This window comes from Gilliamella sp. W8136 (genome assembly GCF_016101285.1).
In the GTDB taxonomy this organism is placed as follows: domain Bacteria; phylum Pseudomonadota; class Gammaproteobacteria; order Enterobacterales; family Orbaceae; genus Gilliamella; species Gilliamella apicola_N.
The window spans coordinates 56533-70954 of record NZ_JACFQU010000017.1 but is presented as its reverse complement, the minus strand read 5'-3'; the positions used below and the strand labels follow the sequence as shown (position 1 = coordinate 70954).

General features: G+C 33.6%; 13 protein-coding genes. 9 read left to right on the top strand and 4 right to left on the bottom strand.

Annotation, left to right across the window (positions count from 1 at the left end; all coding sequences use genetic code 11):
• The first annotated feature begins 468 nt into the window (after positions 1-468).
• From rne to pgi, 9 genes are all read left to right on the top strand, one after another.
• A complete protein-coding gene (gene rne, locus H3T96_RS12060) occupies positions 469-3174 on the top strand; it encodes a ribonuclease E (protein WP_144092891.1) in 2706 nt (901 codons plus the stop codon).
• A 78-nt stretch (positions 3175-3252) separates the two neighbouring features.
• Positions 3253-4188 (top strand): ABC transporter permease subunit, encoded by a 936-nt coding sequence (locus tag H3T96_RS12055; RefSeq protein ID WP_144092889.1) that lies wholly within the window; start codon positions 3253-3255, stop codon positions 4186-4188.
• Positions 4181-5041 carry an ABC transporter permease subunit gene (locus H3T96_RS12050; RefSeq protein WP_144092887.1) on the top strand — a complete coding sequence of 287 codons (861 nt, stop codon included), beginning with the start codon at positions 4181-4183 and terminating at the stop codon, positions 5039-5041. The genes H3T96_RS12055 and H3T96_RS12050 overlap by 8 nt, the downstream gene beginning before the upstream one ends.
• A gap of 2 nt (positions 5042-5043) precedes the next feature.
• The gene (gene sapD / locus H3T96_RS12045; RefSeq protein WP_086308330.1) at positions 5044-6033 is read left to right on the top strand and encodes a putrescine export ABC transporter ATP-binding protein SapD; all 990 of its coding nucleotides are present in this window, start codon (positions 5044-5046) and stop codon (positions 6031-6033) included.
• A gap of 16 nt (positions 6034-6049) precedes the next feature.
• Complete coding sequence (locus tag H3T96_RS12040; RefSeq protein WP_086326760.1) at positions 6050-6865, top strand: ATP-binding cassette domain-containing protein; 816 nt, start codon at positions 6050-6052, stop codon at positions 6863-6865.
• A 216-nt stretch (positions 6866-7081) separates the two neighbouring features.
• Positions 7082-8014, top strand: a complete 933-nt coding sequence (metA, locus tag H3T96_RS12035) for a homoserine O-succinyltransferase (RefSeq protein WP_065737901.1) — start codon at positions 7082-7084, stop codon at positions 8012-8014.
• Positions 8015-8223: 209 nt separating this feature from the next.
• Positions 8224-8382 carry a hypothetical protein gene (locus H3T96_RS12030; protein WP_186279280.1) on the top strand — a complete coding sequence of 53 codons (159 nt, stop codon included), beginning with the start codon at positions 8224-8226 and terminating at the stop codon, positions 8380-8382.
• A 56-nt stretch (positions 8383-8438) separates the two neighbouring features.
• Entirely contained in the window at positions 8439-8591 is a 153-nt protein-coding gene (locus H3T96_RS12025) for a hypothetical protein (protein WP_186279279.1), read from the top strand.
• Between the two features lie 956 nt (positions 8592-9547).
• Positions 9548-11197, top strand: a complete 1650-nt coding sequence (gene pgi, locus H3T96_RS12020; protein ID WP_144092885.1) for a glucose-6-phosphate isomerase — start codon at positions 9548-9550, stop codon at positions 11195-11197.
• Positions 11198-11286: 89 nt separating this feature from the next.
• Here pgi and crr read toward each other — a convergent pair whose 3' ends face one another.
• The 4 genes from crr to H3T96_RS12000 all read right to left on the bottom strand — a co-directional run bounded on the left by crr (position 11287) and on the right by H3T96_RS12000 (position 14329).
• Positions 11287-11790: a PTS glucose transporter subunit IIA gene (gene crr / locus H3T96_RS12015; RefSeq protein ID WP_025316547.1), complete on the bottom strand. Its 504-nt coding sequence runs from the start codon at positions 11788-11790 to the stop codon at positions 11287-11289.
• A gap of 9 nt (positions 11791-11799) precedes the next feature.
• Positions 11800-13527, bottom strand: coding sequence for a phosphoenolpyruvate-protein phosphotransferase PtsI (ptsI, locus tag H3T96_RS12010; protein ID WP_086326316.1), 1728 nt, complete (start codon positions 13525-13527; stop codon positions 11800-11802).
• A 51-nt stretch (positions 13528-13578) separates the two neighbouring features.
• The gene (gene ptsH / locus H3T96_RS12005; RefSeq protein ID WP_025316545.1) at positions 13579-13836 is read right to left on the bottom strand and encodes a phosphocarrier protein Hpr; all 258 of its coding nucleotides are present in this window, start codon (positions 13834-13836) and stop codon (positions 13579-13581) included.
• Positions 13837-13975: 139 nt separating this feature from the next.
• Positions 13976-14329 (bottom strand): hypothetical protein, encoded by a 354-nt coding sequence (locus H3T96_RS12000; protein ID WP_144092884.1) that lies wholly within the window; start codon positions 14327-14329, stop codon positions 13976-13978.
• Between the last annotated feature and the right edge of the window lie 93 nt (positions 14330-14422).

Here is a 14422-nt window from a genome sequence, read left to right as displayed (position 1 = left end):
GCTGAAACGTTAAAATAAGAAAGGATTTTTTTATCCTTGTAATGCAGCAATGGCGTTAGACATTACAATTTTTTTTAAAAGTAAAATAGCGTAAGTAGGATTATTATAATTAAATAATATGTTTATTTTGAACAATCATGTAACGATTTAATTTGGTAGCCAAAGTCAAAAAAACTTTAGTTTATAAGTTAACCATAGAAATAATATCGATGAGATATATGTTTAGGGATGGTTCATAAAGTGAGTGAAACTTTTGAACATTGATAACGCCTTAAATTTTAAAAAGATATTGTACAAATAATATCGGTTTCACATAATATAATAACAAAAATAACACAAATAAAATAATGAATACCATATTTGAATATTTAGTTAACAACCATTATTTATCATTGTTAAAATAAACGTTTATTATTGATAATAATATTCTACCTATAATTAATTAAGATTAATAAAGAGTGTAGAATAATGAAAAGAATGCTAATCAACGCAACTCAGCAAGAGGAGTTGCGCGTTGCGCTCGTTGATGGACAACGCTTGTATGATTTAGATATTGAAAGTCTTGGGCATGAGCAAAAAAAAGCCAACATTTATAAAGGCAAGATCACTAAAATAAACCCAAGTTTAGAAGCGGCTTTTGTCTCTTATGGTGGTGAGCGAGATGGATTTTTACCATTAAAAGAGATTGCTGAAAGTTATTTCCCCGCTAATATTTCGGGCCGTCGTAGTATTAAACATCTACAAGAAGGGCAAGAAGTTCTAATCCAAATTGAAAAAGAGATCCGTGGTAAAAAAGGTGCAGCATTAACGACTTATATTAGCCTAGCGGGTAGCTATTTGGTACTGATGCCTAACGATCCCCGAGCGGGTGGTGTTTCACGCCGTATTGAAGGTGAAGATCGAGCAGATTTAAGACGCATTATTGATGCGATTGAAAAACCAAGAGGAATGGGGGTTATTGCTCGAACTGCGGGTGTAGGTAAAAGTCAGGAAGAATTACAACAAGATTTAGATGCCTTAGTCAACTATTGGACAGCTATTCAAAACGAAGCCAAAAACTACCCAGCTCCAAGCTTAATTCATAAAGAAAGTGATATTATTACCCGTGCATTTCGTGACTATTTGCGTGATGACGTGGGCGATATTTTAATTGATAACCCTAAAGTAATGGAAGTGGCTAAAAAGCGATTGGTTGATTTAGGTCGCGTTGAATATGTTAACCGTTTAAAACTTTATGAAGGTGATGTTCCATTATTTAATCATTTCCAGATTGAAGGGCAAATTGAGTCAGCATTCCAACGTGAAGTTCGCTTACCATCTGGTGGTTCAATCGTTATTGACACAACCGAAGCATTAACTGCTATTGATATTAACTCTGCTAAGTCAATTCGTGGTAGTGATATTGAAGAAACAGCGTTTAACACCAATCTTGAAGCAGCAGAGGAGATCGCTCGTCAATTACGTTTACGCGATTTAGGTGGTTTGATCGTTATTGATTTTATTGATATGACACCAATTCGTAACCAACGTGAAGTTGAAAACCGTTTAAAAGAGGCGATGAAAACTGACCGTGCCCGTATTCAAACTACGCGAATATCGCGCTTTGGTTTGCTTGAGATGTCTCGTCAACGTTTAAGTCCTTCATTACGCGAAGCAACCCATCATATTTGTCCTCGTTGTCAAGGTACGGGTACTGTACGTGATAACAATTCATTGTCTCTTTCTATTCTTCGTTTGATTCAAGAAGAAGCAATGAAAGATAATACCGTTCAAATTGATGTGATAGTCCCTGTACCAATTGCCAGTTATTTACTTAATGAAAAACGTCGAGCGATCACAAATATTGAAAAAATGCATCCTGATGTCAAAATTGTAATTGCTGGTGACGAAGAGATGGAAACCCCTCTTTATAAAGTTATTCGTAAACGTACCGGTGAAGAGACAGATATACTCAGTTATAATCTTCCTAAACTGATTCGTGAACTTGAAGAAGAGGAAGAAGAGCAAACGACAGATGTTATTGTAGAACAAGCTATATTATCAGGGCCTAAAGTCGAAGCTTATGCAACACCAAAAGTTAAAGCTGAGCCAAAAATTAAGAAATTATTTAATTTATGTAATACTATTTTAGGTAAAGTAAATAAATTATTTGCTGCTGAAAAACCTAAACCTGAGCCAGAAGTTAAACAACCATCACAAAAACGACGTGATAATCAACGTTCTAATAATCGACGCCAGCGTAATAATCGTAACAACAATGCTGTTAATAATATTATTGCTATGGTGACGCCGGCAACAGAAACCAATACGAAAGAGACGCCAAATAGAAGCAGTGGACGTCGTACAAGACAAAACAATAATGCAAATGCATCAAATACGATAAATGCTACTGCTAAGGTAGATAAAACGGTTAATGAAGCCACAGCTATTAAGCCAAAAGAGCCTAAACCACGACGTCAACAACGTACTTTAACTAAAAGTGTCCGAGTTAAAAATAGTGAAATGATCGATCATGTTGTCGATGAAAAAGTTATTATTCCAACTTTATTATTACCAATTATTGTTGATCAACCAATGAGTAACAATGTTGCTGATATTCAACCAAAACGTCAACGTCGTACATCTAGACATTTGCGTATGAATGGTCAGCGCAACAAGCGACGCGTAAGAAATACTGAACAAAAACAGTCACCAATGCCATTGCTATTTGCTGCTGCATCACTCGAACTGGCCTTAGGTCGAGTATCTATTGATTATAGTCAATTGAAGCAGGAAGAACCAAAAATGACAACACAGGTGATTCCGACGTTATTAGTACCGGTTATTATTAAAGATAATGAAGTTGTAGCGACCAATGACATTAAAGATAATACCGATATGACGTTAAGCGATACCTCAGCAAATCAAGTAAACGTTGATATGCAACCTGATTTTGAAGAGGTTAAACAAAGTAATGACAGTGAGAAATCTGTTAATGTAACTGAACAAACAACTGGTCATTCTTCGGCTGTAATGACCAAAGCGTCAGCACCAGAATACGAAGTATCGAATGAAAGTATAAAGTCGCGTGAAGAGTCAGACTATCATTTTGATGGTAAAGGTAATGCTGGTGGTTTAAGTGCACAAGATCATGCTTATGCAGCTGCTAGTAAACCAGTAATATCAGAAGATTAATCCTTTAAATAGCTTAAAACACGGTAATAGAGAGTTGTTACCGTGTTTTATTTACTTATAATAGCGATAAAGATAAATATGATTATCTATATTTTCAAAAAAATAGTAACGTTTTTATTTATTATCTGCGTATTGACTCAGATTTGTTTCTGCTTAGTCTATTTTGCTCCACATTCAATGCTTAACTTTAATAATCTCAGTCTTGTTGATGCATATAGTGCCTTTTTTAAGCAATTACTGCAAGGTCAATTCAGATTATTATCAGGTGAAACCGTTCCATTTTTTCACACTTTATTAGCGACTTTTGAGCTTTGTATACTCGCTTTAGTGGTTGCTTTAGTAATTGGATTACCGTTAGGAATATTTCTTGGTTTGAGTAATATTAATTGGCTAAATAGTACAATTCGCTTAGGCTCGTTATTTCTATATTCTTGCCCTATAGTTATGCTTGTTGTTATTGTTATGCATTGGTTATCGCCTACTTGGACGATATCAATGAATTTTGACGTGTCGCCGTCAGTAGCTGGGACATCGTTACTTGATATTTTAATTGCATCAAAAACATTTAAATTACAAGCGCTATTTGATCAACTTCATCATTTGCTTTTGCCTATTATTATTTTAGCCATTCAACCAAGTATTATGACAATACAATTAGTGAGTCAATCAGTAAAAAGTACCTCACGTCAAAACTATATTAGAATGGCGATTATTCGTGAACGATCCCCATTTAAAGTTTTACGTCGTCATTTGTTACCTAATTCTATTCCTGCAACGATTCCACAGTTAACATACAATACGACAACGTTGCTGTTTTCGACAATGGTAATTGAAATTTTATTTAATCGTGTTGGTTTAGGGCAATGGGTGATGATTGCTTATCGTCATCATAATTATTCGATTATTGCTATTGCTATTTTGGCATGTGGTACGGTTATCAGTCTATTAACATTATTAGGTGAGGTTTCCGCAGTTGCTATTTATCCATTACGCCATAAGGTAAATTATGTCTAGGGTAACTAAATTAGTTAATACTATTGTATCTTGCTTTAATAAGCTACATAGTAATGTATATTTAATTATTAGTTTTTACGGCATATTAGCAATTGCATTTGTAGCATTATCGACTAAATGGTTTTTCCATGCTCATTTAAACCCTATTTATCCCGCCTCATTACCACCAGCTTGGTGGGCGAATGGTGATTTGAATCATATTTTAGGTACTAATGCTAAAGGACAAGATATTTTCGATTATTTATTGATTGGGTATCGTTCGACCATATCCATGACATTAAAAGCCGTATTTTATGTCATTGTTATTGGTGGGCTAATTAATTACTTAATGTTTTTTATCTCTTTTTTGCGACCGTTAGTTTTATTTATTTTTAAGTTTTGTATGGTTGTGCCACCGCTACTCGGTGTCATTGCCATTAGCATGGTATTTGAAGATGATATTACCAATATGTTATTAGTAGTAGGATTATCTTATACACCACGCTTTATCTATAATATTCATCAACGAGCGATTAATGAATGGCACAAAACTTACATTACCGCTTATCGATTGGATGGGTTGTCACCATTTTCAATTTTTAATCACTATATCTTACCTAATATTTTACCTGTATATTTGACCGAAATTGTCTCTTTATTTGGTTCGATTATTTTGGCCATTACTACCATAACTTTTTTAGGTTTTGCCAATGATATTTCTCGTCCCGATTTGGGTATGATGATGTTTAAAATGAAAGATATTATCGGTACTAATTATTTAGCCTTTCTTGCTCCAGGATTGGCTGTGGTCGTTACCATTACTTTGGTCTATTTATTCAATTTTGGATTATATGGCCGACGAGCAGGGCATTAATTATGGCTTTGTTAGATATTCGAAATTTAACCATAGAATTTATTACACCTGATGGTTTGCTTCGTGCAATCGATCGTGTAAGCTTAAAATTATCTGAAGGTGAAATTCGTGGTTTAGTTGGGGAGTCTGGTTCAGGAAAAAGCCTTATTGCTAAAGCCATTTTAGGGGTGACTAATCACAACTGGAAAATTTCGGCTGATCGTTTTCATTTTAATGATATTGATCTATTAAAACTGACTCCTAAACAACGTCGAAAAGTGATTAGTGATAATGTTTCTATGATATTTCAAGAACCACAATCATGTTTAGATCCCTCAATGAAAATTGGTCAACAACTCATAAATGCCATTCCAAGAAGAACATTTAAAGGGCATTGGTGGCAAAGATTCTTCTGGCGTAAAAATCGTGCTATTGAATTGTTGCATCGGGTAGGAATTAAAGACCATAAAGAGATATTGAAATCTTATCCATTTGAATTAACTGAAGGAGAGTGCCAGAAAGTAATGATTGCTATTGCTCTGGCTAATCGACCTAAATTATTAATTGCCGATGAACCTACTAATTCAATGGAAGCAACAACTGAGGCACAAATATTTAGACTTCTTGCAAGTATGAACCAAAATATTGGTACCACTATTCTTCTTATCAGTCATGATTTACAAATGGTGACACGATGGACAGATCGTATTAGTGTATTGTATTGTGGGCAAACGGTAGAAGTTGCTGATAGTGAGGATTTAATTAAATCACCTTATCATCCTTATACCCAAGCTTTAATTTATGCTATTCCTGATTTTGGTAAAGCGATGCCCCATAAAAGTCCCCTCAATACTTTACCGGGAGTGATTCCATCTCTTGAACATTTGCCGATAGGTTGCCGGTTAGGACCGCGTTGTCCTTATGCTCAAAAAAAGTGTATTCAAGCCCCTGAGTTAATACCGATAAAGGATCACTCAGTAGCTTGCCATTTTCCGTTAAATACGGATGAGTAGTAAATAATAGGAATATATCATGAGTCCAATATTAAAAGTGCGTAACTTATCTAAACAATTCAAAGTTCCTAAAGGTCTTTTAGGGCATTTACGGATTGATGCGGTTAAGCCATTGTCGTTTTCTCTAAGTGAAGGTAAAACATTGGCCATTATTGGACAAAATGGCTCCGGAAAGTCAACCTTAGCGAAAATGTTAGTTGGTATGTTAAAACCTGACAGTGGCGATATCTGGATTGATGGTAATAAAGTTGAATATGGTGATTATAGTTACCGTTGCCAACTTATTCGCATGATATTTCAACATGTCGAAAGCTCTTTTGATCCAAGATTACGTATTGGTCAATTGTTAGAAATCCCATTAAAACATAATACTAAATATAATGCTCAAGAACGTGAAAAGTTAATTAGTGAAGTCTTAAAGCAAGTTGGATTGTTACCTGAACATGCTTCTTATTATCCTTCGGTAATGGCGGCGGGACAAAAGCAACGAGTGGCATTAGCTCGAGCATTAATTCTGAAACCTAAAGTGATAATTTTAGATGAAGCTTTAGCTGCTCTAGATATTTCAATGCGTTCGCAAATTGTGAACTTAATGTTATCGCTGCAAGCGGAGCAAAATATTTCTTATGTATACGTTACTCAAGATATAGGGATGATGAAACATATTAGCGATGAAATTTTAGTGATGCATAATGGCGAGCTAGTTGAATATGGTAATACGGCTGAAGTATTAGCTTCACCATTAAGTGACATTACCCAAAAATTAATTAATAGCTATTTTGGCGAAGCATTAACCGCTGATACTTGGCGTACTGACACTCGTGCTTTCTAAGATTTCATGTCTTTAACAGCCATTTTACTGTGACAACCATTCAAGTATTATCTCCTATTGAATTCGCTACTATACTGATTTTTTAAATCTTATTTCTATTATTGTTCAATAAAAATCTCGACAAATATTATAAAACCCACTATATTTAGCTATACAGATATCTAGACGTCTATTTTAACTGTTCAAAAATAACTGATTATTTTAGGAGCTGTTGTTATGCCTATTTGTATTCCAGACTCATTGCCCGCTGTTGATGTATTACGCAATGAAAATGTATTTATTATGACTTCATCGCGTGCCAAAACCCAAGAAATTAGACCTCTTAAGCTTCTCTTTCTCAATTTAATGCCTAAAAAAATCGAGACTGAAAATCAATTTTTTCGGCTTTTATCGAATTCACCTTTACAAGTGAATGTTCAATTATTACGTATTGATCAGCGCGAATCAAAAAATACACCAATGGAACATTTAAATAGCTTTTATTGTGATTTTGATGATATTCGACATCAGAATTTTGATGGACTTATTATAACGGGAGCACCATTAGGAAAAGTACCTTTCTCTGATGTGGTTTATTGGCCTAAATTAGCTGAAATTATTACTTGGGCAAAAGAACATGTAACTTCAACAATGTTTGTTTGTTGGGCTGTGCAGGCTGCTTTAAACGTTTTGTATGATTTGCCAAAATTTACTCGCAGCCAGAAATTATCAGGCGTTTATCAACATCACATTATTAAGCCGAATGCGATTTTATCTCGAGGATTTGACGATACCTTTTTAGCACCTCATTCTCGTAATGCTGATTTCCCCAAAGATAAAATCATAAATTACACCGATTTAACAATTTTAGCCGAGTCCGATATTACAGGACCTTATCTAATGACCACGGCAGATAAACGCATGGCATTTGTAACAGGGCATCCAGAATACGACTCTTTCACCTTAGCCAATGAATATTTTCGTGATATTAAAGCCGGTATAGACCCCAATATTCCAGAAAATTATTTTCCTGATAATAATCCAAATCTGACCCCTAAAGCCACATGGCGCAGTCATGCTTATTTACTATTTAGTAATTGGCTTAACTATTACGTCTATCAATTAACACCATATGATTTAACAACACGTAATATGACGGTTGATGATTAAAAGGAAGTTAATTTATAAAGCTTGTTTGTATATAGATGTGGAGAATATCGATTATGGAAAATAACTAAAAATTTATAAATAAAACATGCTGTTCACTTGTTAGCGTAAAATAAAAAAGAAAACCATTTAATAGATAAATAAAATTCTAAAATATAAATATTATTCAATCTATTATTGATTTTGTAGTATAGGAAATAAAAATAAGATTAATGAAATATTATAAACTCAGTACTCAAAAAAAATGGCAATATTGGCAACAACCCGTTTTCGAAAATCATTTAGTTAGCTATAACTTTATTGATTTATCCAGAACGCAATTACAAGAATCTAGTTTTGAAAAAGCTCGTTTTGATTATAGTTCTGCTTAAGATGAAGTAATTAAATATTGCATTAATTATCCTAATCAAGTTAACAGATCTATGGAATGCTATATAAACTATATTTTTATTATGGCTATAGTCACTATCGTTATGATAATGCCAAAGTTATCCAAGCTTTAAAAGAAGCGCTCACTACCGGTAGAGCGCTATTATTTGATTTAGTGGAATTAACTTATGAAATAAACTTGGTAATATAATTAGAAAATAAAATCCCCCACAAATTAACATCAACTGAAATACGTGAACAAGAACTGTTTTTTATTGATGAAAAGAACTAGAAAGAATTTAACTTAGAAAACTTATCGAATAAACCCTCTACATTATTTCATAGCGGAACTCAAAAAGTTATTTACTAAGTTTACACTGATAGTAAATACATTTATGCCCCTTATTTATTATTGCAACCAATATCAAAAGAGGATTAGGAAAAACATATTAAAGCAATCAATCCTAATGGAGTTATAATTTCCGATAAATTATATGTTTTTTAAAAGAGTAAATAAAATGTCTATATATAAAATACTTAATCCAGAAAGAAATCTACTCAACATAATAGAAGAGATTAGCTCTTGAATGGAGGCATTATAAATAACGATATCCAGAGATAAGAGTAAATAATCAATTAGAAAAAAACTGTTCAAATATTCATTTATTTGTTGCATTTTGGTTTGAAAACGAATCAGTAGAAATAATTAATAAATTGAAACTATTTGCTGATTAATCATTATCAAGGTGCTCTTAAATGGGAACTTCGTGAGCATAAGCGGGCATATCTACCCGTAACAAACTTGGTAATAATTATTTTATTTAATATACAATAAGTTATAAAAACATCCAGTTCTTATATCCAGTAAATTTGAATTTAGAGTATTCTTTTTGATATTTATTTTGCCGAAAATAAGTAGTTTTTCTGACTGTATACTTATAGGCAATAAGAAATTACCGATTTGGTCGCCTTATTTTGACTTTTTTCCGCTTATTAGTCTTTTAAACAAGTATTCATTAAACGAAAAAGTATGAAATCAATCAATTTAAAAAGCTAAGGATAAAATCTTAGTAATTGTAAAAAACAAAAGATAAAATCCTTATCTTGCATCATGTTAGGCATAGTTATATTATGGATAACAGTGCTATATTAATTAAGGAATTAAATATGTTAAAGTCAATTGATCCAACTACCACTTCTTCTTGGAAATCTCTTCAAGCGAGTTATGAAAAACATCATGAAAAGACAATTGCGCAAATCTTAAATGACGAGCCTAAGCGTGTTGAAAAACTGAGTATTCCTTTTGAAGATGAGTTTTTGGTTGATTTGTCAAAAAATAGAGTGACACAAGAAACTTTAGAGGTTCTTTATAAACTTGCTGATGAATGTGATTTAAATGGCGCTATTAACGCCATGTATAGCGGTGAGAAAATAAATCGTACCGAAAACCGCGCTGTATTACATGTTGCGCTCCGTAATGTTTCAAATACGCCGATTTTTGTCGATGGTAAGAATGTGATGGATGATGTCAACACAGTATTGGCTAAGATGGAATCGTTTAGTAAAAAGATCATTAGTGGAGAATGGAAAGGTTATACAGGTAAAGCAATTACCGATGTAGTTAATATTGGTATTGGCGGTTCGGATCTTGGTCCTCATATGATTACCGAAGCATTACGCCCTTATAAAAATCATTTAACAATGCATTTTGTTTCGAATGTCGATGGTACTCATATTGTTGAAGCGCTTAAAGGTTTAAATCCTGAAACTACTTTATTCTTAGTGGCATCTAAAACATTTACCACACAAGAAACCATGACAAATGCTCAGACTGCTCGTAAATGGTTACTTGATGCAGCCAAAGATGAAAAAGCCGTTGCTTTGCATTTTGTTGCACTTTCAACCAATGCTAAAGAGGTTGAAAAATTTGGTATTGATACTTCCAATATGTTTGAATTTTGGGATTGGGTTGGAGGTCGTTATTCTTCTTGGTCGGCAATTGGCTTGTCAATCGTTTTATCAATTGGTTTTGACAACTTTAAAGAGTTTTTAGCTGGAGGTCATGCTATGGATAAACACTTCCAAAGCGTATCAATCGAGAAAAATATTCCAGCATTACTCGCGTTAATTGGTATTTGGTACAATAATTTCTGTGGAGCAGAAACTGAAGCAATTTTACCGTATGATCAGTATATGCACCGCTTTGCAGCTTATTTCCAACAAGGAAATATGGAATCAAACGGTAAGAGTGTTGATCGTAATGGACATAAAACTTCTTATACAACAGGCCCAATTATTTGGGGAGAACCAGGGACTAATGGTCAACACGCATTTTATCAATTAATTCACCAAGGTACTAAATTAATCCCATGCGATTTTATTGCACCAGCAATCAGCCATAATCCAGTGGGTGATCACCATCCGAAATTACTGTCTAACTTTTTTGCGCAGACCGAAGCTTTAGCGTTTGGTAAAACCGCTGAGCAAGTTGAACAAGAATTCATTGCAGCAGGTAAAACACTTGATGAAGTTAAATCAATTGTACCGTTTAAAGTTTTTGAGGGTAATAAACCAACAAATTCAATTCTCGTGAAAAAAATAACACCTTATACTCTTGGAGCATTAGTCGCTATGTATGAACATAAGATCTTTACACAAGGTATTATTCTTAATATCTTTAGTTTCGATCAATGGGGTGTAGAGCTTGGTAAGCAATTAGCTGGTCGCATTTTACCTGAATTGGCAGATGATAAACCGGTTGATTCTCATGATGATTCGACTAATAATCTAATTAATCAATATAAGAAATGGCGTTAAGAAGTTTAAATGATTAAATTTGCTTAGCTAAAATAAAAAACCTTCAGTTTAGACTGAAGGTTTTTTTATAATTAGCTTAAGTGAAAAAATTATTTTTTCACACGCATTATTGGTGTTTTACCTGCTTCAACAGAACCAGAAAGTTTAGTTAATTCTACCACTGTTTCCATATTAGAAATAACCACTGGTGTTAACACTGATTTAGCTTTACTTTCAAGTAATGGCAGATCGATTTCAATGATCGTATCGCCTACTTTTACTTGTTGACCTTCTTCAGCAATTCGCTTAAAGCCTTCACCTTTTAACTCTACTGTGTCGATACCAAAATGAACAAAAAGCTCAATTCCTTCATCTGACTCAATTGCAAAAGCGTGATTGGTTTCGAAGATTTTGCCAATTTTACCGTTTAAAGGTGCAACAATTTTATTACCAGAAGGTTTAATTGCAACACCATCACCAACGATTTTTTCAGCAAAAACCACATCTGGTACATCTTCGATTTTGACTATTTCGCCACTTAAAGGTGCAATAATTTCGATGCTATTTTTATTATCATCGGATACTAATTGCTTGATTTTATCGAATAGACCCATCATTGTCTCCTAACAAATTTGCTTTTCAGCGGTATAATTTTCAATTAAGTCAATAATTTCTTTGGCTGTAGCTTTTTGTAATACTGTATCAGCAAACTTTTTCGCCTCTTCAAAATTAGTATTGCGAATCAATTTCTTAATTTTTGGAATTGATACCGCACTCATACTAAATTCATCAAGCCCCATACCTAATAATAAAATTGTTGCGCGTTCATCACCAGCAAGCTCACCACACATTCCAGTCCATTTACCTTCTTTATGCGATGCATCAATAACATTTTTAATCAATGTTAATACAGAAGGTGATAATGGGTTGTAAAGATGAGAAATCAATTCATTACCACGGTCAACAGCAAGTGTATATTGAGTTAAGTCATTCGTTCCGATACTAAAAAAATCTACTTCTTTGGCTAAGTGATGCGCAATCACTGCTGCTGCAGGGGTCTCAATCATCACACCGATTTCGATATTTTTATCAAATGCTTTGCCTTCAGTCGTTAATTGTTCTTTAAGAATATTGATTTCAGATTTTAATATGCGAATTTCTTCCACTGAAATAATCATTGGGAACATAATACGTAATTTACCGAATGCAGATGCACGTAAGATTGCACGTAATTGGGCATGGAGTACTTCTTTACGATCTAAACAAATACGAATTGCACGCCAGCCTAAAAATGGATTCTCTTCTTTTGGTAAATGCATATAAGGTACATCTTTATCGCCACCAATATCCATTGTACGTACAATTACGGATAAACCATGAGTTGATTCAGCCACTTCTTTGTAAGCTTTAAATTGTTCTTCTTCATCAGGATAAGCATCGCGATCCATAAATAAGAATTCGGTACGGTATAAACCAACACCTTCATAACCGTTGCGTTCTGCACCAGCAATATCACGCACAGTACCTATGTTGCCACAAATTTCGACTTGGTGTCCGTCAAGCGTTACAGCTGGCAAGTCTTTTAATTTTGAAAGTTCTTCTTTATCGCTAATAAATTTTGCTTGAACTTGTTTTAATTTTTCTTGGGTGGTGTGATCTGGATTGATATAGATAGCATTATTAATTGCATCTAAAATAACAAAATCACCTTGTTTGATTTCTTGGGTTGCGTTAGATGTGCCTACAATGGCTGGAATTTCTAATGAACGAGCCATAATTGATGTATGTGATGTTCGTCCACCAGCATCAGTAATAAAACCTAATACCATGTCTAAATTTAATTGAGCGGTTTCAGATGGTGTTAAATCTGTTGCGACTAAAATACATGGTTGACTAATAGCACTTAAATCAACAATTTCAATACCTAAAATATTTTTAAGTAAGCGTTTACCAATGTCGCGAATATCTGCTGCACGTTCTTTTAAATATTCATCATCTAAATTTTCCAGTTCTTTAGCTTGAGTTTCAAAAACGGATTGAACTGCGGCATCAGCGGTAGAATGTTTAGATTGAATACGTGAAATAACTTCTTGTTCAAGATCTTCATCTTCAAGAAGCATGATATGACCTTCAAATATTGCTGCTTTATCTTCGCCTAATGTAGATTTTGCTCGCTCCATGATTGCATGTAATTGCTCACTTGATTTTTCTCGAGCTTCTTTGAAGCGTTCAATTTCAGCGTCAATTTTGTTATCAAGAATTTGTCTATTACTAATAACAATAGGCTCTTCTTTTAATAATAGCGCTTTTGCAAAAGCGATACCGGGGGAAACAAGTATACCTGATACCATAAATTTAATCCTTATTCAATTTTAAAACTGTTCATAGCTAATTTGGAGTTATTATTCTAATTCTGGAATTAGTTTTACAAGATGTTGTACTGCTTCTTTTTCATCTTCGCCTTCGGCTGAAATAGTAATTGTTGTTCCTTGTGTTAAACCTAAAGTTTGTAATTTAAATAAGCTTTTGGCACTTGCACTTTTACCATTTGAAGTAACGGTAATTTCAGCATTAAAATTTTTGGCTTCTTTGACAAATTGCGCCGCTGGACGGGTATGAAGACCATTTGATGCCGTAATTGTTACATCTTGTTTATACATATTATTTTTGCTCCTAAAAATATTTTCTTTTCAGCAACCAATATAAATAAAAACTGCATGAAAGGCTAGTAAGATTTCATAGATCTTTGACATTCATTGAATATTATTAGCCATAATTTATAGAGATAGCTAGATTTTATCAGTATCGGTAAATTCGAGTGATTTTATCACTACATTTTCTAAATTCTACCTGCCCATGAATACCATGTTTGATATTCTCAAAAACGACTTCTTCACTGCCATCAAGTTGTGAAGCTCTAATTTCTTTACGACAGAATGTTTCAAATCGTTGCAGTTCTTGCTCGCCATTACCTAATTTATAAGTTTTAGGTAAATTTTGACCGGTTACATAAGTGTGTATCTTATCTTGCACATTAAGGATAATCACGCCATTATTTGAAACTAATGTACCACAAGCGGTTAATGATATAGCTAAAACTGCATAAAAAGATAGTAGTAGAGGCAATTTAACCATTAATCTTAATAACTTCAAAATAATTCCTTTATAAAGCTCAGTAACCTGTTTATTATTTATAGCAAGTTTAGAATTATATACTAAAATTGTGGAAAGTGCAGAAATGCATTT